Genomic DNA, 24180 nt, shown 5'->3' with positions numbered 1-24180 from the left:
ATCGCTTGCATGACTGCGCTTCTTGTGACCGCCGGGGCGGTCGGGTGGATCGGCCACCCGACCGGCACCTTCAGCCGCCCTCATGGAGCCGGTTGAGCAGCAGGGCAATTCCCGTGCCCACTTCATCGGATCCACGGGGTCGGATGGTGCTGCTGTCGCAGATCCTGCTGGTAAGCGGTCTGCGCGTAGCGCGCCTGGTCTGCGGCTTGGCAGCCGGGCCGAGGTGGGCTTCCAGCGACTGACGCGAAATTCCCGCACTGCGCGCCGCCCGTGCGACCCAGTGGCCGCAGGGTCCGCAGCCGCAGCGCTTGTCGCCGGCCGCGGTGTGTAACTTGCCTTGAAGCTGGGCTATAGCGAAGGCAATTCTCTTGTCCTGTCCCATCGTTGCCACCTTCCTGTGGATACACGTCTCCTGTGAGACGTGTATCCGGCTGGCAAGGCGGGGATCAGGGCACTGGCTCTCCGAGTTTCAGCGGTTCACGTGATATATCCGATTCGCCACGCGAGGTGTTACAGGGTGCTGGAAAGAACATGCGGAGCTGTAGCCGACGGTGCCGGGGGATCGGTATTCGGTTCAGATGCGGGGAAATTCCAGCATCGAACACCGAAAGGACACGGGCAATGGCCACGCTCAACAATGTGACAGGACGGTTCGTCGTGACGGTGGCGGCAATCGTCGTAGCACTGGCAATCGCACTAGGCGCAGCGGCGCCGTCCAACGCGACAACGGGTGGCTGCGCCAATGGCCGTTGCACGGTTTACCTCTCCAAGGCGGAGACCCGTGCGCTGTCGGAGGGACGTGTGCCAGCGTTGCCGGCAGCAGCACCATGGCAGATCAAGGCTTCCTTCTTCGCGCTCGTTCAGGGGCACCGATGGTTTGCCGGACAATATGCCAACCGGGGATGGTGCTCATCCTTCCGGTTGTCGATCTACCCGTGGGAAAGTCAAGGCTACAACGGATACCGATGCTAAGGACTGGAAGAGCCGTGACGAACCGATTCGTCGGTCACGGCTCTATCGGCTTTGCGACTCCAGACCTTGAACCCTTACGACAGGAGTGGTGCAGGGTCGATCCGGCCCGCGAACCCGTTGCCGAAGTCAGGATTGAGCGGAAGTACTTCGAAATGCAGGTGCGGGCCCGATGCCGCTCCGGTCGCGCCGGAGTATCCGATGAGTTGGCCCTTGGCGACCTGCTGACCGTTGTTGATCACGGTACGACTGAGGTGCGCGTAGCCGGTGTAATTCTCGTTGTGTTTGAGGAGTACGCAGATGCCGGCCATTCCGGTCATCCAGGAATTGTTCGCGCCGTAACCTTCGAAGGCGACGGTGCCGGCATTCGCTGCGTACACAGGTGTCCCGCTGTTCGCGTGGTAGTCGATTCCGTTGTGGCCGTTTCCACCGAATCCGCGGTTGACGGCCGGGTTTCCGTCCAGTGGAACGCGCAGCCCGCCGGACGGGGCTGGGGGAGACTGGTTGTCAGGGTTCGGAGCTCCGCAGCCGGGCGCGACCACATCGAGCGTGCCGGTCTCGATGTCGACATCAGCTACGAAGTTTCCGTCGGAAGTCTTGTACCAGAGATCATCCCAGCCACCTGGAATGTTGAAGCTGAAGAATCCCTTCACTTTCTGCCCACGCTCGGAACAGACGAGAGTGAGGCGGTCGCCTTCGTTGTACCAACCGTTCTGCTGGGAGCCCAAGTTGGGTTGTGACATTCGCTGGGTGCGTGCCTTGACTGTCGCGGACGCATCAGCCGTGGCGGGGCCGGCATACATCAGAGCGCCTGCGCCCAGAACGGCGACAACTGAAGCGACGCTGGTGAGGGTGACGTGACGATTCATGTTCTCCGACTACTTTCCGTACGTATCGGTGGACGAAACGAATGACATCGAACCGGTGCTTCTAGCGGTGCTCGGCACGGATTTATCGTCAGTCGATGACATTTTGTGCAACGCTGCCGGGCCGGCCGACGATGGGCAGATCGTTGGTGTCGTACAAAGGTGGTGCCCCCTTCTCGACCGTGCACGACACACGATGCGCGTGAGTGTGTCACGGATCCTCGAGCACGTCAGTCCGTCGTTCGGTCGACGCGCAGGTTCCGATTACCACCCCCGCTCGCTGCCGGAGTGCGTCAGACCTTCTCATAGCGTCGCGAGAAGTCAGCAGCCGGCACAGGCCAACATTCACCGCCGGGGTTTCGCACCAACCAGTCACCGGGCTCGGCCGTGGCAAGACCTTCGAGGGTTTGCACTGTCACGGTTTCTGTCAGTTCCGTCGCGACCACCTGGGCAGCTTTTCGGTATCGTCCGTCGGGCAGCTGCTCGTACGTCTGCGCGAACACGTCGGCTGCCACCGACCACCGGTCACCGCGGTCATCGGTCACCCACCAGTCACCCGCGGCCATTTGCAGCGGATCACCGCGCGCAGTCGTCCAGTCCGATTCCTGCTGAATCTGCACCGCACCCACGATGATCGTCGAGCGATATCTGCCCGCGCCGTCAAGAAGCTCGTCGATCTCCTCGAGATTGAGCAGTCGGGCCATGGCCATCAACCTATCGGTGAATTGTCGGGTTCAGAAGCAATCCGTTGATCGACTTCGGGGTCCGCGGAGGTGAATAGGGCTCCAACCGGTGGCACACTCGGTTCCTTCGGAACTGCGCGGTACCCGAGGTTGCGGAGGTTGATCAGCGTACCCACAAGGGTTTTCAGGGCTACGTCCCGATATTTGGCAGCTTGGCCCGTCGTCATGAGTTCGGCCCAGGTGAGCAGTGCCGGATGTTCCTTGCGCTCGAACGACTTTTCGGCACCTTGGCGCCAGCCGCGAGCCCAGTGATACCGGCACCAATCATCGTGTTCCCGCTCGATCAATCGGTCGACCTCGGCCTCGTCGAGAAGGAGGATTTTGAGTTGGTCCTCGACAGACAGAGAAGTGAAGCCCTCCGGAAGTGGTTCGACTGGCGGGCTTTCCAGTGAATTCCAGGTGAGACGAGTTTCCTTTTCCACCATCCACAATGTATTGATCACCAGGCGTCGGTTGGAACCTTTGACGAACGGATCCAGGTCCTTCCAATACCGGGTGGTCGGAGTGTCGCGCGGAGACCGCTGGCTGTAGCTTTCGTGAATCATTTCCGCGGCCCGTTCCCATGCATCCTGCGGGGCGGTGGCATCGATATCCATGTTGATCGGGAAGGCGTAGAGCTGGCCGACGACGGAGGTGCTGGTGAGGGCCGTCGCGGAGTCGGATACCTGGTAGATCTTGAGGCCCGTGAACCGGAGGGCTAGCCGTGTTCCCACACCTTGCCCGCTGCTTTCCGTGTTGCACAGGATCACTGCCACCGAGCTAGGCTCGGTCTCCTTCAGATACTGGCCGATCATTTCGACGGTGGGTTCCGAATCGATGGGCAAGATCTGCACCGCTGGCCCGTCGCCGGCAACGCGTTGTTGTCGCAGATTGTGATCTGCGATGAAGCCTGACGCATCAGCCGCCATGATCACGGCGCTGTTCGGCAGGTCAGTGCCGGGCCGTGTGTACAGCTCGTATTCTCGATGTACTTGTGCCAGTTCGGAAGTCAAAGCGTGAGTCAGCGGGGACATTCCACAGATCAGCACGGTTCGCGTAGGTTCGGCTCTGTCATTACCTGCGATGTGCCTGATCAGTTTGGCGGCAGTGATCTCGTAACGGCCGATCGCATCAGCCACCCAGCGACGCTCAGAACTAGACAGGAAACTGCGCCGCCATACTTCTGCTTGCCATGGATCATCGATCCGGACTGTCAGCGGCAAGCGCACCCGGTCACTTTGAAGTCTGTCCACTTGCTCGTCGATGACCGCATAACGCGATAGGTTTCGGGCAGGGTCGTTCGACAGGAGATACAGGCGGTCCAACCGCGGCCAAAGTGTCAAACCAGCCAGTTCGTAATCGTCGTCAAGGTCAACGGTGCGAATCCTGCCACCGACGTTCCGGACCGCAGCGATGACTTCGGAGTCCGGATTGCTGGTCAACACGGCGAGGGTCTCACGGGGAGACATGTTGCGCGCGATCGCTTGCAACAGCGGGATCGACTCCGCATCGATTCCCACCACGATCACGAGCGCGGGGGCGCGCCAGAGCGCAATCCGGTCAAGCTGGGCTCGTGACAACGTCATCGCCGCGGCCACCGCGGTGGTCAAGGTGCTGGCGATGGCCAGCAATCGCGCCAACTCCAAGGCAACCGGCATCTGCTCCGATGCGCACACCGACGTTGAATCTGACTGGAGAAACGGGTTTTCCACGCTTCCCACGAACAGACCCAGGGTCCAAGACAGCGGCGCAAAGAATGGCGACTGGGCCTCGTGGCATTTCCAGTAGGCTCCCATTGCCAGCACTATCGCCGAAACTGCCATGCCGCCGATGACCAACAGTGACGCACTGCGGAGGCGGCGGCCCGTTGCATACCGGCGAAGTATCAGATAGCCCAACGGTAAACCCAAGGTCACGCTTATCGTCGCCGATGAACCGGGCGCTCCGAACCACGTCCACCAAGACGGTATGTGGGTACGAAGCGCGGGGTTCAGCGCAACGATTGCCAGGTAGCTGATCAGACAGGCGTAACCCGCGAGCAGGGCCGCGGCGAAGCGGCGTAACACCATGACGTGCCGCGGTTGGGTCAGCGACCGCTCCTTCATGGTTTTCTGTCGCGCGGCAAGTGTCCAGAACCTCGGCGAGGAGATGCGCATGGTGGGTTCCTAGATCGAGATTGTGACCGCGTCTCTCATGGGGTCAGGCGACGAAGGCGTAGTTGGAGCGGCATTTTTCCACAGCCAGGTATCCACCCGCGTCGGACGAACGGATGACTGTTTCCCCCCAATGAAGCTGGCAAACTTTATGGACCGCTCACCGGCTTTCTCGAGGATGCGGCCGCGGTGGGACAGGCGGGTCTGATTCCTCGGGAAGTGAGGGTGACGGTGAGCGGGCCGAAGGTCATCGACTATCGGGCAATTGAGCGGTCGCGCGTCGAGGCCGCTACCCGTCGGTGGCGTTCACTGACTGGGCGGGCCTCAGCTCTGGAGCGTCGTTGCCGCGCGGCAGGCCATCTCGACTGCATGATCGCTTCGGGCACATTGGTGGCCGGAAACAGCGACGCGATGCTACGGCAATGCGACGAGCTTGAGGAGAAGCTGGCCCGCTCGGTCAACGAGCTGGAACGACGCCGCCTCGACGCACGTACGCACCAGGTGATGGCCGGCATGCAGGACATCCTGGTCGAGATGCAACAGCGGGAACAGCGCGCGGCGGCCGCCGCTTCCGTGCCTCACGAGCCGGTGGTACCGCTGCGGGTGGATTACGCGGACAAGATCAGCGCGAGATTGGCTTCGTTGCGCGTCGACGCCCCGGAACTCGTCGACGCGGCCCGCGACGTGTTGGCCGCCACCGAACCAGCGCGGGCCCGGCTGTTGTACGCCGATCTGGTGGACCGGATCGAGGAGGCCAACCGGCGCGCCAAACGTGCCGAAGCGCAGCGCACCGAAGTTGCGGAGCTGCGCGCCCAACTGAGCCATCTCCCCGATCCCGATCCGGTACAGGCCTTGCTTGACCAAGCGGCGACGACCGTCGATCGGAACGTGGATTCCGAGGGACTTCTCGCGCGAGCGCGAGCCGCGATCACCTGGCAATTGGACCGCGTCGCCGCGCAATCGGATCGCGAGTTCGTACGCCAAGCGATGGAGGATTCGTTACGCGAACTGGGCTATGACGTGCTGGATGTCAATGTGGAGACCCCGGGAACCCTGGTGGTTCGGCAAAGTGGCACGCATGGGCTGCGCGCCGACATTCGCGACGGCGAAATCAGCTTGCGGGCAGTGCGTTTGGCCACCTCTGACGCGGCGGCCGACCGTGATGCCGAGGACGAGTTCTGTCGTCGTGTGCCTGGGCTGATCAGCGGGATGTCGCGTCGAGGGCTGACGTCCAGCGTGAAAGAACAGAAATTGCCGGGCCTCTATACCCCAGAGACGATCAGCTTGCCCGGAAGTTCAATTCGTCCTGCTCCGCGTCAGGATGCAGTTCAACCCACCGTGCACAAGAGGAACGCGCGGTGACGCTCGAACACCCGACGTGGCTACGGGAACTCGATATTGCACTTCCCGCCAACCCGCAGGTCCTGATCACCGGGAATTTGCGGGACATCGTGCTCCTCCCTCGTGGTACCTCGGCACCCCGGCAGGCCTCCGTGGTCGACGCGATTCTGTCGGAGCTGGAAGCGGCAGGTCACCGCAACGTCATCGTGTACGACCCGGTCGACGGCGCGATCGCCGCGCGCGATGACGGTGAGGTGGCCTCCGGCATGATCGCCACAGTATGCAGCGGACAGGCCGATGCTCCGAGCCATGAGCTGCTATCTGGGTTGATCCGGGCCGTGGTTGTCTCTGATCGTCCGTGTGTACTCGTCCTTTCGAACGCCTCCAGGCTCGCGCCCGCAGGTAACTTCGCGGCTGAGGGGCTCCATCGCCTGCTGGCGACCGCCGAAAAGCTGATGCTGACCGCGACCGCCCGGCACGTTGAGGGCAGACACCGGGCACCGCTGTACAACACCGTGATCTGGTTACTGGATCGAGAGGGTGATCTGCCCTACTGGCTCGCCTCGTCAGAGCTGGCACGGGTGATCTCGGTGCCGCAGCCGACGATGGAACACCGGATCGCACTCGCCCGATCACTGGCCCTTTCATTGCCGCACGCACCTGCGCCAGGCAGCCCCGGACTGGCCGACGTTGTCACGCGCTTTGCCGCCCAGACCGACGGTTTGACTCTACGGTCGATGTCGGAAATTGGCCGCCTGGCTCAGGACCGACAGATTCCAGCGGTCGATATCGATGACGCAGTCCGTACTTTTCGCCACGGCGTACCTGACAATCCCTGGCAATCCGACGGTTTGCGACAGCGCATTCGCGACGGTGCGATGTCGTTGAGCGCCAAGGTGTTGGGTCAGCCGGCCGCGATTCGTAAAGCTGTGGACATCCTGGTCCGGTCATGTATGGGTCTGACCGGAGCGGAATCACGAGGATCGACGACCCGGCCCCAAGGAGTACTTTTCTTTGCCGGGCCGACGGGGGTCGGCAAGACCGAACTGGCGAAGTCGATTGCGGAATTGGTCTTCGGGCAAAAAGATTCATTCTTGCGGTTTGACATGAGCGAGTTTCGTGCAGACCACAACGAGGCCAGGCTCATCGGTGCTCCCCCGGGGTACGAGGGCTTCAGTGGCGGTGGAGAGCTCACGAATGCTGTACGGCAACAACCTTTCCGCCTGATCCTCTTCGACGAGATCGAGAAGGCGCATCCGCGGATACTGGACAAGTTTCTCCAGATACTCGACGACGGTCGGCTTACTGACGGAACGGGCGCCACTGTGTTCTTCAGTGAGGCATTGATCGTATTCACCTCGAACCTCGGTGTTTACGAACATGACGAAGCCGGCAACCGGGTGCCGGTAGTCAAACCGGGCGCGACGTACGACGAGGTCGAACGCGAGATACGTACTGCGGTCCAGGATCATTTCAAGAACGAGATCGGGCGTCCGGAGATTCTCAATCGCATCGGCGACAACATTGTCGTTTTCGATTTCATTTCTGATGCGGTTGCCGAGCAGCTGGTTCCAGTGTTCACCGGCAATGTCGTTCGACGGATTCGGGACGACCTCGGCATCCAGGTGACGGTCAGCGACGACGTGCATCGGACACTTTTCGACGGGGCACGGCTCCAATTGGAGTTCGGTGGACGTGGGGTGCGCAACGCGGTGGAGGCGATGTTCACGAACCCGGTCGCTCGAGCACTGTTCGAACGTGATGAGGGCACGACAGGGGTCACGGTCGTCCGGCTGGAACACCACGGAGACGGTTGGACGGCGGTTCTGCAGTGACGACCATGCTGTTGTCGCGGCTACATCATCCGGTCCGAAATCTGGGATTCGGGGTGCGGGCCGGCATCTGGTTTCAAGGCTGCACGCTGTACTGCCCTGGATGTGTGTCCCGCGATACGTGGCCGTTCGACGAGAAAAGCTGTTGTGACGTCACGGCTGTCCTGGGATGGTTGGATGCGCTGACCCCGTTGGACGGGATCACCATCTCCGGCGGCGAACCCACCGATCAGCCCGCGGCTCTGCGGGCGCTGTTGGAAGCTCTTTCCGACCGCGGTGAGGACGCCGATGTCGTGATGTTTTCGGGGCGCCCCACGGCGCAACTGCAGCGGGACTTCCCATGGCTGTGGGAAGGTTTGGTTGATCTGCTGATCAGCGAACCCTTCGAACAACAACACGGCGGAGACCATGCACTTCGCGGGTCAGCGAATCAGCAAGTTCATCGATTGACGGACCTGGCGGCCCACCGCTATCCCGAATCGGAATTCGACCGGTTGTATTCAGCTCAGCGAAGCCAGATCTCGATCAGTGTCGACGGCAGTTCCATATGGATGGTGGGTATTCCCAAAGCCGGGGACCTCTCTCGGCTTCGCGATTCAGTGCAGGCTCGGGGTGTGACATTGGGGAGAACCTCATGGCTGAGCTGACCGATCCCGTCACCTGTAGATGTGGCAGGAACTGGGATCGTGCCGTGTACTCCCAATGTGCCAATTGCACAAGGGATCTATGGGACCTCTCCAATCTGGTCGCCGAACCACCGCCCGAGCCGGCGAAGGCAGCACCGTCAGTCCCGGGAACGGTTCTCGATTCTGCGCCACTGAGTGCGGGCGTGGATCTGCTGGTATGCGGCAGACGCCTGACGCTTGAGCCCGGCCGCGTTCTGACCCTGGGTCGGGATGAGGCGTTGTCGACCGAGAGTGTGTTCCGGTCCGTCCTGAACGTCTCGAGACGCCACGCCGAGTTGCGTTATGAGGACGGTCGGCTCTATGTGACCGATATCGGTTCCAGCAATGGCACGTTCGTCAATGATCAGCGCCTGCCGGCCTCCACCGAATACGAGCTGCGTCCAGGGCAGGCGCTGCGGTTGGCGTCCGACGTCGCTGTCGAGATCAGATGGCCGTCATGACGCGGGTACGGATCACCGCTCTCACCCACCGGGGTCTGGTCCGCGATCACAACGAAGACTGCGTCGGTTGGTCCGGGTGGGCATTCAACGGCGAGGTGACCCAGCCGGTGTCTATGGAGATGGAGATCGCCGCACCCAGCGTCGTAGTCGTGTGTGACGGGATGGGCGGGCATGCGGCAGGCGAAACGGCCAGCCGACTTGCAGCCACGCTGATCACAGCGCCCGGGGCACTGGGGCCGGCCACGACGCAGTCCGTCACCGCTCTGCTGCAACAGGTTTCAGACACGATTAACGATGTTGCGGTTAAGGATCCAGCGCTGACAGGCATGGGTTGCACGGTGGTTGGGGCAGTGCTGTATCCCGGTGGCACCGCACTCGTTTTCAACGTCGGAGACTCACGGTGCTATCGGGTGGAAGGGCAGTACCTGGCTCAGCTCTCTGTCGACCACCGGGACGCGACGTCGAATGGATTGACTCAGGCGCTCGGCGGAGGAGGGCGGATCTTCTTGGAGCCGGACTTCTTCGAGTGCCGGCTGCCGTCCGAACCAGGACTGTTGCTGTGCAGCGACGGACTCGACGACTACGCCGACCCGCTGGAGATCGAGAAGCAGGTGTTGTCGGCCGGATCGACACTGGAGATGGATTTGCGCGATCTCGCGTTGAGGGGAGGGGGCGGTGACAACGTGACGATAGTGAGTGTGAATACGGCCGAGGAGCGGGCCGTTGGCTAACGAGACATTCATCGAGGGCTCTCCGCGGGGACGGGCGCCGGAAACGTTCATCGAGCACGGGCAAGACGGTTACGCGGATTATCAGCCATTGCCGCCGTCGCTCGTCGCCGATGGCTATCGGGTTGTGCGCGAGCTGGGTGTAGGGGCCGAGGCCCGGGTCTGGCTGTGTACCAACGGTGGTGGCCTGCATGTGGCAGTCAAGGTGTACTTTCGCGCACCGACATATGCGTTTGAGTTCGACTCGCCGGAATACCGCAGGCACTTCTTCCGGGAGTGGACAGTGGAGGTGCTTCAGCGCGGCAGCGATCGCGTAGCGGGCACCGAGATTCACTTCGAGGTGATGGAGTACTGCGCAGGCGGAACCCTTGAAGATTTCATTGCCACCGAGGGCGGCACGGATGAGACAGCAATCCGGGTATTGGCCCGGTTGACGCACTGCCTCAAGAATCTGCAAGGACCACAGGCAAGGATCGTGCACGGTGACGTCAAACCACGCAACGTCCTGGTCCGTGACGCAGCGTCGGTTGACCTCGTGCTCAGCGACTTCGGGTTGACCATCAACCTCGGCGAGCGCTCCAATCTGAGCAACTTCGGTCAGGGCACCACGGCCTACAACGCTCCGGAGATCATGCGCATCAAGGGAGCACCGGCCGACTGGTGGAGTCTGGGCATGGTGATGTACACCGTCCTTGTCGGCCGCGGGTACTACCAGGTTGGCGACGGACATTGGCTTAATCAACGGGCGATCGAAGCGGATCTGATCTCACGTGATGTCTCGCTGACGGAGGTCGACGGGCTTGTAATTCCGAGCGAACGTCGTGCTCGTTGGAAATTGCTGCTGGCCGGATTGCTGACGCGCGATCCGGACTTACGTTGGGGAGCAGCGCAGGTCGAGGCCTGGTTGGCGGGGAAAGCCCCTGCGGTACACCGGCCGCTCGACGGTCGGGGCGAGGTCCTGCCGGATGGCATTGATGGTCAAAAGTGTGTCGAGCCCTTTGCATTCGCCGGGGTGGGAGAGTTCACGACGGCGGCTGCGCTTGGAGCGGCGATGTCCGAGCGGCAGAGCGAGGCGGCCCGGATGCTCAGCGGCAAAGGCACCGCGCGTCTGATCACTTGGCTCACTGAGGAGTTCCACACCGCTGATGACTATTCCGAGGTGGCCCAGAACAATTGGGATCCCGACGCTAGGGTGACCTATTTCATCGCTCGACTGGCACCGGATGCGCCGCTGACCTTTCGTGGGCAGAGCGTGGCCGTGCCCACCGATCTGATTCGGATGGCCCAGAGTGGTGATACGGACGTCGTAGGCGCGTTGTTCGACGCCGAGCTGTTGGGCAGCCTGGCCGATGACGGGATGCGGGCTACCTATCGGATGATCGACGTCAACTGGCACGACCTGGTTGGTAGAGCTTCCGACCTTGCTGCCCAGCGCGGCATCATATTCACGGACGACATGCGCCGGTTCGTTCGGCAGGTTGCGTTGCTCGTGGTGACGACCGCCGGGTCCGGAACTCAGCAAAAGTATGCCGACGACGTGGTGGCGCGGGTCAGTGGGCCGGATTACGCGCCGGCGCGGGAGATGGATTGGTTCGTCCGCTTGGTCGTCGATGCCGGTCGCGGACATGGAGCATCGAATGCCGAACTAGCCCTGGCACTTCTGCTCGACGCCTGCGCGGAATCGGCTCTGGAAAGAGGGCAGCAGATCCAAGAGGACCGTGCCGAAGAGGTGCGTCGCCGGGCCCGGAGCGCTGCGTCGGACGCGACTACCTACGATGTCATGGCGGTGATGTTCGCCGGCCTCCTTGCCGTCACGGTGCTGGTGCCCTTCCTCATCGGACACTTCTTGATGACCAAGACGTTCGTCCTCAAGCCGGATCCCAGGGTGTATGAGGATGTCGTGCGCGGCATAAGCGACCACTTTTGGGCCACGTACCTGGGCGGTCTGCTCCCAATAGTGTTGTTGATGGGGTTATTTCTGGTGCTCCGCAGGCCCTGGGAGTATCGCCGGGTGTCAGTGGTCGGCGGTGCCGTGGCGCTGATCGGTACCCTGGCATTTCTGTTGCCGCTGGCCCAGTCGCAATGGCGTGACGCGGAGAGAACCACCATTGCAAAACTTCGCGAAACCGCGTTTCCGTTCGACGACCGGTACTACAACTGTGAAAGCTGGGACTTCGACGCCGAGAATGGTTCGCATGACGCCGAGTTGTGGCAGGTGCACCTCGGCCGGCTCAAGGGAACGAACCCAGATGGGTGCAACCGCGTGAATGTCTACCGCGGCTGGCAGTTCGTCGGCGCCTACAACTTGCCTGACGGCGACACTTTCACAGGCGAAATAGTGGTGAACGCCGTGAGTTGGACTGAGCCCGTTCGGGCAACGAGTTCTCGGTCGTTCTCACAACACAGCACCAAGACCGGCCTGCGCACACCGATGAATCCTATTGCCACAAATATCAACTTGCTGACCGAGAACGGCCACGTGCTCGACTTCAGCCTCGACGGAGCTGGGAACAATGGGTTCACATTGCGGTGAGGACGCCGAGTCTCAGTGTGCGCGCGATGAATACGAGCACATCGATCACGACGATCACAACCGAAAGTCACAGCTCGTGAACGTTCGCCGTGGCCATTTGCCAATCCGACGTCGTTGCGCGGCGCCGATTACTTCGATGCGAAGGATGTGTCAGACAATGTGGTGCCGCCGATGAATCGACGTTTTGGACCGGGTCGCGTCTTTCTGAGTCACTCGTCGAACGATGCCGACCGCGCGGCACTGTTGTGTCTACAGCTCGAGAACGAGGGCATCAGTTGCTGGTTGGCGCCCCGCGATATCCCCGCTGGTCACCGGTACAGCGAAGCGATCGTCGACGGCATCGACGAGTGTTCAGTGTTCGTGCTGCTCTATAGCGAAGCCGCGAGCAACTCAACACATGTTGTCAACGAGCTCGAGCACAGCGCAAGCAAGGGCAAGCGAATCCTAGTGATCCGCACTGATGATGCGGACCCGGGTAGCAGCCGCCGAGTCAGCTTGTTCGTGCGCAGTCATCAGTGGTTCGATGCGTCGCACGGCTCGCTGTCCGGCCACCTCGGTCACCTTGTGCACGATCTGCGGCTGCTCTTGGATGAAGACACGGAGGAACGGCAACCGTCACACGACTACGTGCCTGCTGCCCGAGTGCCGGAGACCTCCCCGGCAGTCTCTGCCCGCCCTGCGGCAGTCGATGTACCGAGGAGTATCGGTATCGATGTGGGGGCGACCAAGGTGCGAGGGTGTGTCGTGCCGATGGACGCCTCGAACATTTTGGCGCCGCCGATCACCGAGCAGATTGCGTTGCCGACGAACATGCGATCGGGGCGCGGGGTTCTAGACGCGGTCAAACTGTTGATCCAAAAGTTGGTGGACGAACAGTTTCCGGACGCTCCGCCGGTCGGAATAGGTGTTGCGGTGCCGGGTCAGGTTGACTTGCGTGCCGGCACGTTGAAGTTTGGCCCAAATCTCTTCGGTTCCCGAAATTTACCGTTCAAGACGTTTCTCAACGGTGCTTTCCCGCGCATTCCCGTTCGAGTTGACAACGAGGTGCGTTGCGCGACCCGATGCGAGCTCCATCTGGGCGTCGGGTCGCAGTTCGACAGCTTCGCCTGCATCTTCGTCGGAACGGGTGTGGGGTCCGGCACCGTGATCAATCGGCGCATCCACTTCGGAAGCAACTTCTGTGCCGGGGAACTCGGACATACCAAGGTCGCATTATCGGGACCGCCATGCGCCTGCGGCCAAATCGGGTGTCTTGAAACGTTTGTCAAAGCTCAGGCGATCGTCGACCGGGCGCGTGCCATCGCCATCGACTGGGAAAGTAGGGGACGCCAGACTGCACTGTCCTCGACCGACCAGGACATGACGCCGGAGACCGTTGTCGCGGCGATCGAAGCTGATGACGCAGCGGCAAAAGAGATCGCCGTTGAGGTGGGAGAGCGGCTGGGGCTTGGGATCTCCAATTATCTCAACCTCGTCAACCCTGCCGCTGTGGTGATCGGCGGAGGGTTGATGACTGGCTTCTTCTTCCACATGATCGATGAAATCACCGTGGCAATACAACGAAACGCCTTGGCGGAGGTGGCCAACACTCCGATTGTGCAGTCGAGCTATACCGAGGACGGTATCGCCACCGGTGCCGCCTTGATGTTTCATCCCAACGACGAGTGGCCGTTCAAATGAGCCGGCAAACGCTCACGGCCGGCGTGACCGTGCTGGGCAATTTGTCGGTCGACCTGATCGATGACGCTCCACCGAGCCCGGGAGGGTGTGCGTCATTCGCTGGGGCGGCCATCGAAGCCGCGGGTGGTTTCGGCAGAATTGTGGGAGCAGCTGCCGCCGAGGACCTTGACCTATTCGACGCACTTCTCGACCGGTTCAGGACGATACTCAAAATCGTTGCTGCCGACAGTACGAGTTCATTCGGTTTGCGCTACGAGGACGAAAATCGGACGCTGACGGTCGAAGCTGTCGGAGCCGTCTGGGGAACGGCGGAGATTCAGGCGGCGGCGCCGATGACGACGTGGGTGCACGTTGCGCCGTTGCTCCGGCAAGACTTTCCTGCGCCGGCCCTTGCGGAACTCGCAGAGCGTGGTCACCAATTGAGTTACGACGGTCAGGGCCTTGTCCGCTCGGACCAGCTCGGACCCGTCGCGTTGGACCGGGACTTCGGCCTCGAACTCCTACGTGACGTCACCGTCCTCAAAATCGCGGATGATGAGGCGACCATTGTCGCAGATGGCGAGTTCACCGCAGAAACAGCTAAATGGCTTGGGGTTCCTGAGATCCTGGTGACCCATGGTTCAGAAGGGTGTGACGTCTACATTCACGGATCGCCGGTCACGGTCCCGGCCGCCTGGCGGGTCAAGGGCACGCACACCACCGGAGCGGGGGATATGTTCACCGTCTGTTACGTCGCGAATCGCGCTGAAGGTGCGGAGCCGCTCGACGCCGCCACACGGGCAGCTCATTTGGTGGCGACGGAACTGCAACGGCGTCTGGACGGCATCTGAGACAGCCGGCCCCGCAAGGCCCCGCGACCACAGTGGCGCTGTGGTGCTTACGTGCCTTCGAGCTCGCTGGCTTCCCGGTGGCACATGGCGGCAAGCGCGGTATCTCCGTCCTGCCGGGCGGATTGGCCGAGGCGACGCAGAGTGCCCAACAGGTCGCGCGTCGTATTCGCTGTGGGTCGCTCGGCGTGAAGTTCACGCGCGATGTCCAGTGCCTCTTTGAAACTGGCGCTCGCAGTGCCAGCGTGTTCGGGCTGGTCGGCAGCGCGACCAAGCAGCGTCAATGAAGCCCAGAGATCGCGGCGGGCGCGGGCTCCCGGATCGATGTCGTTGATTGCTTGTGCCAGCTGAACGGATTCCTCACAGGTCTCCAACGCCTTGCTCAATCGGCCGGCGCGTCGGTGCGTTTCCCCCAGGTTGTCCAGAGCCAGTTTGATGGCGCGCATGGCAGCGGCGTCGCCTGGCTTTTCGGTTGACGCCTGACGTGCCACCTGGACCGATTCGGCATACGCTGAAGACGCCCGGTCTAAGTCACCGACATTGCGGGCAGCCTGGCCTGCGTCCATCAACGCGGTCAACAGATCCTCTACGGTCTGCACATTGGCCGGGTCCCGTTGATGCAACTGTCGCCATATCTTCAGGGCCTCTACATATCGATCGTTAGCATGCGTCCAATCTTTCCGATCATGCGCGACACGCGCAAGGTCGCCAAGGGATACTGCTACATCGCGGATCGCCTCAGAGCTGTTTGGATTATGTGCAAACAGTTGCCGGCGAATCTGCAGCGCCTCGTTGAACGCGGCATTGGCCGCGTTCCAGTCACGCCGATCGATGGCCAGTTGACCTACTCGGCCTAGCGAAACGCTGATATCTCGTAATGCGACAGTGTTTGAAGGGTCCGTTGCGGATATCTGGCGGGCGATGCGCAGTGCTTCAGCGAAGCACTCGTCCGAGCGGTCGATGTCGCCGGTAGATCGGGCCAGTTCGCCGACGTGGGTCAAAGACACCGAGACATCTCGCAACGACTGCGGGGTACCGGGATTGGCTCTCAGCAATTTGAGCCGGATCTCCAGCGCCTCGTCGAACGAGTCTCTGGCTCGCTCAAACGTTCCCCTTTGCCGTGCAACTTCACCGACGTGGTTGAGCGCCACACTCATATCGCGTAACGCGGATTGATCGTCGGGGTCGGCTGTGGTCTGTTCTCGCCAGATCTGTAGTGCTTCTGCGTAAGCGTCAAGCGCTCGCGTACTGTCCCCGCGGGCGTGAGCTTGCCCGCCGACGTCGAGCAGAGATACGGCGACGTCGCGCCGAGCCTGGACTCCTGCGGCATCGTGTTGCGCGAGATTCCGTGAGATCTCAAGCGATTCCGTCGTGAACCGCATCGCACTGTCGGAATCTCCGATCTTGTCGGCGACGTCGGCGGCGTGACGCAATGCGACCGAGAGGTCCCGCTGTCCTGCAGGAGTCGGATCGGTACTGCATCGCGATCGCATGATTTGCAGGCATTCTTCGATAATTTCACGGGCTTGCGCCAAGTTGCCCACGCGTGCTTCGACATCGGCGAGGTTCGACAATGCGACACCGACCGCCCTGATCGAGCGGTCGCTCCGGGGGTTCGCTTCGTGCAGCCTGCGGGCATGACGAGCACTGATCTGTCTGAGATGTCTGAATGCGTCAACGCGGACCTCCGGCCATTCAGAGCGCTCAGTTGCCAAGAGGATCCACAATCCTTGATGATCAAGGCCTTTCGTAACAACGTCGAAATCGATGCCATTTGCGAGGGCGTGAGCCATCACTCTGCGCGCCCGGATGCCGGTTTCGCTGTCAGTATCGCCGATCTGGTTGAGCAATGGGCCGGCGGATGGTGTTCCCGCACAATGCAAAGCGTGCCAGAGTGCGTCGTCCTTGCGGATCGGATCGTTGTCGCGTAGCGAACCGAGGTGTTGCGCGATCTTTGCATGCGATTCGCACGTCTGTTCGGCCGACAGGTAGGCCCGGTCAACTGCGGCTTTCGCTGCGCCATGGGTGAATCCGAGGCGTCCCCCGGCACCGCGAACCTCGATCATGCCCGCGAATGCACGCTTCAGGCCGGCTACCATGACATCGGGCAGGCCGGTAATGGTGGCAAGGTCACTCGGGGTCAAACCGGACCGGGACACTGTAAGTAACCTCAAGATTGAACCGACGTACTTGGCGTCGAAGCGCTCGCCTGCACGAGCGGTGATCATGCCGACAACACCGTCTACCGTCTCCGGTAACCGTTCGACGGTCCTGATCACGAGATTTGCCAACTCGGTTACCGCGTCGCCAGTGGGATCGACGGTCGCGAAATCGTCCTCGTCGAGAGCCATCAACTCACCGACTGCGAGCGATACCCAAAGTGGCGAGCGAGGTTGGGAGGCAAGGGAAGCGATCGCCGCAGAGGGAAGTTCGCGGCGTAGTGCCCGGGCCATGCCCGCTGCTGCTTGAGCCACCGCGGCGGGAGGCAGAACGTCGACCGTGATCCGTCGTGTGCCGGTTTGAGACAACAGGTTGAATTGTGGCTCGTCTGTCGTCGATACCAAGAGTCGGACGTTGTCGGACAAGCCGGTAAGGAAACCCAACTCGTCCCTCGACTCACCCTCGTCAAGGGTGTCCGTGGCGTCGACGGCTATCACAACATCGCCGGAATCCTCGGTCAGCCGGCGCCACCATTTGCGCAGCTGTTGAGTGGTGTTTAGTTCGTCGGGGATTTGCGCACCGAGTTGCGCTGCGAGGCGCGCAACTGCCGCTCGTTCGCTCGTCGTGTCGGCGCTGGCGCCAATGGGCACAGCCGCGACCTGGTGTCCTGAGTTCCGTAACCGTTGGACGGCAGTGCACCATACTGCTGATTTTCCGACGCCGGACGGGCCCGTCAAACAGAGTGATCCACCTTCATTGATCGCTGTGGTGATGGCCGAGACAAGATCGTCACGCCCTTCCACGACGGCGGTACGTTCGGCAAAGAAGAGGGATTCTACTGCGGCAGTGGGGTCTTCGGCGTTCGCTTCGCTGACGAGGAAGTCGGCCTGTCGTAATACCAGTGGACCGAGTGTCTTGATCGCGAGCGCTTCGAATCCGCTCAGATCCCGCACCCGGGTGTTATCGGTTTTGACCCGATACCGATGCACCGCTATACCTGGGTGATTGGTGACCCACTCGCGCAGCAACTCCGAACGCCGCGCCGGTGCGGCATCCACTTCACGCCAACCCTGTGGGATTCTGCGTTTGATGTCGCGTACAAAGAACACCGACTGCATCGTGTTCGGCCGGTTGCTGACGCCGTGGATGAATTCCAGTTCAGTAACCGAGCGTCCACGAACGTCCACATCCAGACCGGCTTCGTCAGCTACGCGGCGTGCACGTTCGTGGGGTGGAACCCAGCCGTATCTGTATCCGACCAGTCCCACAAACAGTGGTCGCGATCTGGCGATCTCGGAAAGGCACACGTCCAGGATTTTGCGTTGCGCGGTATCTGGATCGTCGATCTCACCCGCGGCGACTCCCCAACGCAAGTCCACCATCTCCACCCGACATCCGTGGGGACGCAGCAATTCGTCCAGCGCCGCGCGGACCGGGCCCGCCAATACGTCGCGCTCGCCATGGAAATCGCGGAATGTTGACGACACAAACACCGGGATGACTGTCACCGAGGCTCCGCTTCCATGCCGCTATGTACGTAAATGGTTATCTGCGCGCGTGATTGGGATTCGAGAACGCCCGCGTTCTTGGCGTGGCACCGCCTCACAGATCGTTGACGTCCACCAACCCATCTTGAATCGCACGAGCGACTAACGCGGCTTTGGTGGTCGCAGGCCGGCCCACCGCAGCGTATTTGGCACGCACTCGTTGGAGGTGGGTCCGCACGGTCGTCGGGGCAATATGCAGCTGTCGTGCGACGCCGTCTTTGCTGTCCGTGCGGAACCACGCAATCAGCACTTCTTTCTCGCGAGGAGCGAGTTCCGGGTTTGGGCGAATCCCGTCGAACGGAAGAACGTGCATCGTGGAGCCTCCAGCTTAGGCACATCAGTCAGCAGTTATCGTCCGATCGGCGGACATGAGAAACAGGTGGGCACCACACCTAATTAACGGTGCTTTAAGCTTACTCTCAGCAAAAATTGAATTCGTCGGCAACATGTTGCCTGATATCGGAGAATTAGCTATGGACCGCAGTCTCCGCATCCTCGTGGCTTCGCCACTGGGCCGCATCGTGGCGCCGTCGGTAACCCAGGCGTTGCCTGGGGCAACAGTCGAACTGGCGGAGAACAGCGAGGCTGTGCGTCGCCAGATCATTGGCCGCGTTCGGTTCGATGTCGTAATTGCTGATCTGGTCTGGAACAACCCTGAGCTGGAGTTCACCTTCGATGGGCTCGACGTGATCAACGTCTTGCACGAGGCAAACCGCCTGGCGCCGGTCATCCTCGCCCGCCAAGGGCACAGCATGGAACACGATCTGATCGACGAGGCTCGATTGCGGCCGGAGGTGGTGTCGGCCTTCCACAAGTCCGCCGGTACCGGCGAGTTACCGAACCTGATCCGTGATGCCGCCGTGGGCAAGCGGCATGCGGTGCCGTCGCCGTCACCGCGTAAGCCTCCGCTCTACGAGCTGTTTCGCACCCGTAAGGGACAAACGGCCGGGAGAATGGCCGGCGCGATCGCGGCAGGCCGGGCGACAGATGGAGCTTCACTGGCGGCTGCCGCCGGAATCGGAATCAATACCGCCACCAAAGCGGCCACACATTATCTCGGGCCGATCATTTTGCAGCGGGGCGAACATGATCCGGCTCTGCCGCTTTCGTTGGCGGCGGTCTACCGTTGGTGCGGTCTGCATTCCCGGTATCTCGTGAGCTGGTGTCGCCGTCACGGTCATGCCGATGTGTTGCAAGCACCTACTGTCGTCGGGTCGCGTTCGTCGGAGACGGCACGATCTAGATCATCTCGTTCTTGGTCAACCACCGCATCACCGGCCACCCGATGAACACCGGCAACCAGCACGTCAGTACCCGGTAGAGCAGTACCGCAGGCACACCGATCGCGGCCGGCACCCCGAACGCGGCCAGACCACCGATCAGGGCGGCTTCCACCGCGCCGACGCCACCCGGGGTGGGTGCCGCCGAGGCCAGGGTGCCACCGACCATCGTCACCACGGTGACGGTGACGAATGAGGTGGTGCCGCCGAAGGCTTCGACGCTGGCCCACAGTGCCAGGGCCGCACCGAGGGTCGTGCCCGCCGCGCCCAACACGATCAGTGCCAGCCGCTGCGGTTCGCGGGCCAGTTTGATCAGGTCGGCGGTGACCTCTTCGAGCTTGGGGCGGATGGCCGAGGACAGCCAGCGACGTAGTTTGGGCACGGCCAGGTAGGCGCCGATGAGTCCGAGGGCCACCCCGGCGATCAGGTAGAGGATCGTGGCGCTGGGCACGAAATGACGCAGGTCCGCCGATGCCCCGGCCACGGTGCTGAACAGAATCAACAGGATCACGTGCACGATCACCTGCACCGATTGCTGCAGTGCCACCGCGGCGGTGGCGCGCATCGTGGACAGTCCGCCCTTTTGCAGAAACCGGGTGCTCAGGGCCAGACCGCCGACACCGGCGGGCGTGGTGGTGGCGGCAAAAGTGTTGGCCACCTGCATGATCGAGAGGTGACGGAACTTCACCAGCCCGTCGGCGCACGCCCACAGCGCGGCCGCCGCCCCCACATACGTCAACGCCGAGACGGACAAGCCGAGCAGTGCCCACGACCAGTTCATCGTGCGCAGTTCGGAGAAGAACGTCGGCACGGTGCTGATGAACGGGTAGGCCACATAGACCAGGGCCACCAGCAGCACCAGCTGGATCACCTGGGTGCGGGTGAACCGGGTGATGGTCTCGGCCTGGATCTGATCGGCGCCGGTCTGGTGTTTCACCTCGTCGCGCGCGGCGGCTATCACGGCCTTGGCGTCGGGGATGGCCTCGCGCACCCGGGCCGGTACGGCGGCCTTGGTGAGCCGGCGGGACGCGGTGAGCACGGCATCGCGTCCGAAGGCGTCGATCGCTGCGCTCACGGCTGATTCAGCGTCGTAGAGCGCGGTGGTGGTGACGAGCAATTGCGCGATGTCGGACTGCAACTGGGCGTCGGTGGCACCGTATTCGGCGCTGCCGAAGCCGCCGAACAGCACGGCGCCGTCGTCGACCGTGATCTCCTTACTGCGCAGATCGCCGTGGGAGATCTGATGGTCGTGCAGGGTGCGCAATGCGTTCCACACCCGCCCGACGGTGATGTCCTCGGTGCATTGGTCCAGTGGGATACCGCGTTTGCGGTTGTGCGCGTAGAGCGTCCAGCCGCGATCGAGCGCGGCCACCGACATGGTCGACGTGCTGGCCAATCCCAGATCGCCGATGGCGATGGCCATCAGGGCGCGGTGTTCGACGGCGCGGCGCATCGAGGTCTGCAGGGGCGCGGTCTCATTGGAGCGCAGTCGCAGTTTGCGCCAGACCTGGCGCACCGCGCCGCCGCTGCGTTGGTTGGGGCCGTACAGCTCGATGACGGCGTGGGAGTCGGGGTCTTGCGAGGCGGCGTCGAGCAGGAGGGGGCCGGTGCCGGCCGGGCGGACGACGGCGAATGCCGAGACGACGAAGCCGCGCCGGGCCAGCGCGCGCACCGCCCCGTCGAGCGGGACCTCCAGGGCGGGGGTGCCCACGATCCACACCACCAGGGCGCCGACGAACCAGCCCGCGGACAAGCCGAGCAGTGAGCGGGCCGGCACCACGGCGCTGACCACGAGGTGAATCGGTACGAAGGCCAGTAGCAGCGTCCACCACCAGCGCCGCAGCCGCCGTGACAGCCACGGCCCGGACACCGTCAGCACGGCGGCGAGCATGCCGATCCAGCGCGGGTCGTCGAGGAATTGCGACAGCTGCGAGTCGAGCCGGTCGGACAGGTCGAAATGCCATTTGGGTGCGGCGATGCCGTTGGCGGTGATCGACAGCGACACGATGGTGATCAGGGCGGCCGCGCCGTAGGCGCCGAGCAGTTTCCACTGCCGTCCCAGGATCAGGCTGACCAGGATCACGAACGGCAGCGCCAGGATCGCGATGCCGTAGGCCAGATACACCAGGTTGGACTGGGTGGGGGTGAGCACGCCGACGATCTCGGAGATCGAGCGTTCCAGCGCCACCCATTCGTAGCGGGTGATCAGTGAGCTGGTGATGACCGTGGCCAAGAAGATCGCGGCCAGGGTCAGACGCAGGATGTCGTTGGTGCGTCGGGTCGGCGGTTGCAGGAGGCTGCCGGTGACGGTGATATCCCGTCCGTCAACGCGCATGGTCCCCCTTTCTCAGCCGCTATTGCCCGGGACCAAGGTAGCCGGATGAGTTGCCGACTTCGGCCATTGGTGGTGATCTGGACCGTTACGAATTCACACCGATCACTCCCGTCACCGTGAGCGACAATTTTTGCCAGCGCAGTGTGAGCTAGGCCGACAACGACGATCAACGTGATGTAACTTCGATCGACATGCTGACGCCGAAGAGGCCGCTCCCGAGGAGTTGAACGGTGGATGCGACACCTTTCGGGCACTATCAGCTGCAGAAGCTGATCGGCCGCGGCGGCATGGGCGAGGTTTACCAGGCCTACGACGAAGACACCGACCGTATTGTCGCCCTCAAGGTGCTGCCGCCGCATCTGGCTCAGGACGCCACCTTCCAGGAACGCTTCCGACGGGAATCGCACGCCGCGGCCGGGGTGAGCAATCCGCATGTGGTGCCGATCCACGGCTACGGCGAAATCGATGGCCGGCTCTATCTGGACATGCGGCTGATCGAGGGTCGCAACCTCGGGGCCATGCTCACCAAGATCGGCAAACCGCTGGACCCGGCGTTCGTGGTCGGCATGATCGAGCAGGTAGCCGAGGCGCTCGACAGCGCGCATCGGGCCGGGCTGATCCACCGTGACGTCAAGCCGTCGAACATCCTGATCGCCGACAACGACTTCGTCTATCTGATCGACTTCGGTCTGGCCCGCACTGCCGGCGATTCGGGGATGACGACCGCGGGCAGCACCTTGGGCACGTTGGCCTATATGGCACCGGAACGGTTCGACGGCGGCAAGGTCGATCCGCGCTCGGACATCTACGCCTTGGCGTGTGTGCTCTACGAATGCCTCACCGGGGCACGGCCGTATCCGGCCGACAGCCTCGAGCAGCAGATCGCCGGGCACATGGTGTCCCCGCCGCCGCGGGCCTCGGAGAAGGATTCGCGGCTGGCGGCGTTCGACGAGGTGATCGCCAAGGGCATGGCCAAGAAGCCGTCCAAGCGTTACCAGAGTGCGGGCGCGTTGGCGGCCGCGACGAAAGAGGCCCTTGCGGTTCCGGTGCGCACCACCGGCCGGTCGGGTCGCCATTCCGCTCAACGGGTGCCGACCCGCCGGCGGCTGTCGAAGAAGGTGGCCGCGATCGTCGGGGCCACGGTTCTGGTGGCGGCGTTGTGTGCGGTGGGGATCTGGCAGCTGTGGGGCAGCGGTTCGGGTCACGACGCGCATCTGGCCGATTCGGCGTCGAAAACCGGTCCGGTGCAGGCGCCGACGGGTGCGGTGGCCGACATCGCCACGACGGTGCCCGACGACATCCGGGAATCCGGCCGGTTGGTGATCGGGGTCAATGTGCCCTACGCGCCCAACGAGTTCAAGAACTCCAGCGGTGAGATCGTCGGGTTCGACGTGGATCTGATGAAGGCGGTCACGAAGACCATGGGCTTGGTGCCCGAGTTCCGCGAGACCGGATTCGAGGGGGTCCTGCCCTCGGTGGTCGACGGGAACTTCAACGTCGGCATGTCCTCGATCACCGACACCGCCGAGCGCGAGGAACAGGTCGATTTCGTCACCTACCTCCAGGCCGGCACGATGTGGGCCCGCCGCGCCGGCACCACCGCCGATCCGAGGTCGCCATGCGGTATGCGAGTTGGCGTGGCGTACAGCACGATTCAGGCAACTGCGGAGATCCCGGCGAAGTCAGATGCCTGCGTGGCGGCCGGATTGCCGCCGATCGAGGAAGTGGTGCGCACCCATCAGGATGAGGTGACGGCCGCGTTGGTGGCCGGTGAGGTCGACGCCATGACGGCCGATTCGCCGGTCACCGGGTTCGCCATCAAACTCAGTGGCGGCGCGCTGGAGCCCGCCGGTGACGTGTTCGATGCCGCGCCCTACGGGTGGCCGGTGGCCAAAGGGTCCGGGCTGGCCGAGTCGTTGCGGTTGGCGCTGGAGCATGTGATCGACACCGGGGAGTACCGCACCATCGCCACCATGTGGGGTGTGGAGAAGGGCATGATCAGCCAGCCGGTGATCAACGGGGCGTTCGGCTGAGGCGCTTGTCGACCGCGAACAATCCTCCGCACGGTCATCGCGTCCGGC

At 62.6% G+C, this 24180-nt stretch carries 16 protein-coding genes and 1 pseudogene; 11 read left to right on the top strand and 6 right to left on the bottom strand.

Annotated features, from left to right (window positions below; all coding sequences use genetic code 11):
* Positions 1–621: 621 nt before the first annotated feature.
* Complete coding sequence (locus A5740_RS28240) at positions 622–972, top strand: hypothetical protein (RefSeq protein WP_139334994.1); 351 nt, start codon at positions 622–624, stop codon at positions 970–972.
* Positions 973–1046: 74 nt separating this feature from the next.
* Here A5740_RS28240 and A5740_RS07900 read toward each other — a convergent pair whose 3' ends face one another.
* The 3 genes from A5740_RS07900 to A5740_RS07890 all read right to left on the bottom strand — a co-directional run bounded on the left by A5740_RS07900 (position 1047) and on the right by A5740_RS07890 (position 4713).
* Positions 1047–1712, bottom strand: coding sequence for a M23 family metallopeptidase (locus tag A5740_RS07900; protein ID WP_175616191.1), 666 nt, complete (start codon positions 1710–1712; stop codon positions 1047–1049).
* A gap of 416 nt (positions 1713–2128) precedes the next feature.
* Positions 2129–2539: a PGDYG domain-containing protein gene (locus tag A5740_RS07895; protein ID WP_175616190.1), complete on the bottom strand. Its 411-nt coding sequence runs from the start codon at positions 2537–2539 to the stop codon at positions 2129–2131.
* Between the two features lie 5 nt (positions 2540–2544).
* Positions 2545–4713, bottom strand: coding sequence for a hypothetical protein (locus tag A5740_RS07890; RefSeq protein ID WP_139334993.1), 2169 nt, complete (start codon positions 4711–4713; stop codon positions 2545–2547).
* Positions 4714–4941: 228 nt separating this feature from the next.
* Between A5740_RS07890 and A5740_RS07885 the strand changes: the two genes are divergently transcribed.
* From A5740_RS07885 to A5740_RS07850, 8 genes are all read left to right on the top strand, one after another.
* The gene (locus tag A5740_RS07885; protein WP_139334992.1) at positions 4942–6072 is read left to right on the top strand and encodes a hypothetical protein; all 1131 of its coding nucleotides are present in this window, start codon (positions 4942–4944) and stop codon (positions 6070–6072) included.
* Positions 6069–7886, top strand: a complete 1818-nt coding sequence (locus A5740_RS07880; protein WP_076192828.1) for an AAA family ATPase — start codon at positions 6069–6071, stop codon at positions 7884–7886. Before A5740_RS07885 ends, A5740_RS07880 begins: the two co-directional genes overlap by 4 nt.
* Before the next feature lie 5 nt (positions 7887–7891).
* A complete protein-coding gene (locus A5740_RS07875) occupies positions 7892–8530 on the top strand; it encodes a 4Fe-4S cluster-binding domain-containing protein (protein ID WP_076192936.1) in 639 nt (212 codons plus the stop codon).
* Between the two features lie 182 nt (positions 8531–8712).
* Positions 8713–9009 (top strand): FHA domain-containing protein, encoded by a 297-nt coding sequence (locus A5740_RS28920; RefSeq protein ID WP_076192826.1) that lies wholly within the window; start codon positions 8713–8715, stop codon positions 9007–9009.
* On the top strand, positions 9006–9740 hold the full coding sequence (locus A5740_RS07865; protein ID WP_139334990.1) for a PP2C family serine/threonine-protein phosphatase: 735 nt from the start codon (positions 9006–9008) through the stop codon (positions 9738–9740). The genes A5740_RS28920 and A5740_RS07865 overlap by 4 nt, the downstream gene beginning before the upstream one ends.
* Complete coding sequence (locus A5740_RS07860) at positions 9733–12270, top strand: protein kinase (protein WP_076192822.1); 2538 nt, start codon at positions 9733–9735, stop codon at positions 12268–12270. The genes A5740_RS07865 and A5740_RS07860 overlap by 8 nt, the downstream gene beginning before the upstream one ends.
* A 114-nt stretch (positions 12271–12384) precedes the next feature.
* Entirely contained in the window at positions 12385–13950 is a 1566-nt protein-coding gene (locus tag A5740_RS07855; protein WP_076192820.1) for an ROK family protein, read from the top strand.
* On the top strand, positions 13947–14780 hold the full coding sequence (locus tag A5740_RS07850; RefSeq protein ID WP_254849102.1) for a PfkB family carbohydrate kinase: 834 nt from the start codon (positions 13947–13949) through the stop codon (positions 14778–14780). Before A5740_RS07855 ends, A5740_RS07850 begins: the two co-directional genes overlap by 4 nt.
* A 47-nt stretch (positions 14781–14827) precedes the next feature.
* On the opposite strand, the gene A5740_RS07845 is transcribed toward A5740_RS07850, so the two are convergent.
* Both A5740_RS07845 and A5740_RS07840 read right to left on the bottom strand, forming a co-directional pair.
* Entirely contained in the window at positions 14828–18445 is a 3618-nt protein-coding gene (locus tag A5740_RS07845; RefSeq protein ID WP_083653956.1) for a tetratricopeptide repeat protein, read from the bottom strand.
* 94 nt (positions 18446–18539) lie between these two features.
* Positions 18540–18761, bottom strand: a pseudogene (locus A5740_RS07840) (LuxR C-terminal-related transcriptional regulator); the annotation flags it as partial.
* Between the two features lie 196 nt (positions 18762–18957).
* Between A5740_RS07840 and A5740_RS07835 the strand changes: the two are divergent.
* Positions 18958–19773: a response regulator gene (locus A5740_RS07835; protein ID WP_254849113.1), complete on the top strand. Its 816-nt coding sequence runs from the start codon at positions 18958–18960 to the stop codon at positions 19771–19773.
* Here A5740_RS07835 and A5740_RS07830 read toward each other — a convergent pair.
* Positions 19724–22099, bottom strand: a complete 2376-nt coding sequence (locus tag A5740_RS07830; RefSeq protein WP_076192815.1) for a lysylphosphatidylglycerol synthase transmembrane domain-containing protein — start codon at positions 22097–22099, stop codon at positions 19724–19726. The two genes, A5740_RS07835 and A5740_RS07830, sit on opposite strands and share 50 nt — an antisense overlap.
* Before the next feature lie 230 nt (positions 22100–22329).
* Between A5740_RS07830 and A5740_RS07825 the strand changes: the two genes are divergently transcribed.
* A complete protein-coding gene (locus A5740_RS07825; RefSeq protein ID WP_076192814.1) occupies positions 22330–24132 on the top strand; it encodes a bifunctional serine/threonine-protein kinase/transporter substrate-binding domain-containing protein in 1803 nt (600 codons plus the stop codon).
* Positions 24133–24180 lie beyond the last annotated feature (48 nt).

Origin of the sequence: Mycobacterium sp. GA-1841, assembly GCF_001954135.1 — a bacterium.
Lineage (GTDB): Bacteria > Actinomycetota > Actinomycetes > Mycobacteriales > Mycobacteriaceae > Mycobacterium.
The sequence above is the reverse complement of the archived record's forward strand: the minus strand, read 5'-3'. Positions and strand labels throughout refer to the sequence as shown.

Coding starts and splice junctions, on each gene's coding strand:
- A5740_RS28240 (WP_139334994.1), top strand. CDS start 622: ATGGCCACGCTCAACAATGTGACAGGACGGTTCGTCGTGACGGTGGCG.
- A5740_RS07900 (WP_175616191.1), bottom strand. CDS start 1,712: ATGTCACAACCCAACTTGGGCTCCCAGCAGAACGGTTGGTACAACGAA.
- A5740_RS07895 (WP_175616190.1), bottom strand. CDS start 2,539: ATGGCCCGACTGCTCAATCTCGAGGAGATCGACGAGCTTCTTGACGGC.
- A5740_RS07890 (WP_139334993.1), bottom strand. CDS start 4,713: ATGCGCATCTCCTCGCCGAGGTTCTGGACACTTGCCGCGCGACAGAAA.
- A5740_RS07875 (WP_076192936.1), top strand. CDS start 7,892: ATGCTGTTGTCGCGGCTACATCATCCGGTCCGAAATCTGGGATTCGGG.
- A5740_RS07865 (WP_139334990.1), top strand. CDS start 9,006: ATGACGCGGGTACGGATCACCGCTCTCACCCACCGGGGTCTGGTCCGC.
- A5740_RS07850 (WP_254849102.1), top strand. CDS start 13,947: ATGAGCCGGCAAACGCTCACGGCCGGCGTGACCGTGCTGGGCAATTTG.
- A5740_RS07835 (WP_254849113.1), top strand. CDS start 18,958: ATGGACCGCAGTCTCCGCATCCTCGTGGCTTCGCCACTGGGCCGCATC.
- A5740_RS07830 (WP_076192815.1), bottom strand. CDS start 22,099: ATGCGCGTTGACGGACGGGATATCACCGTCACCGGCAGCCTCCTGCAA.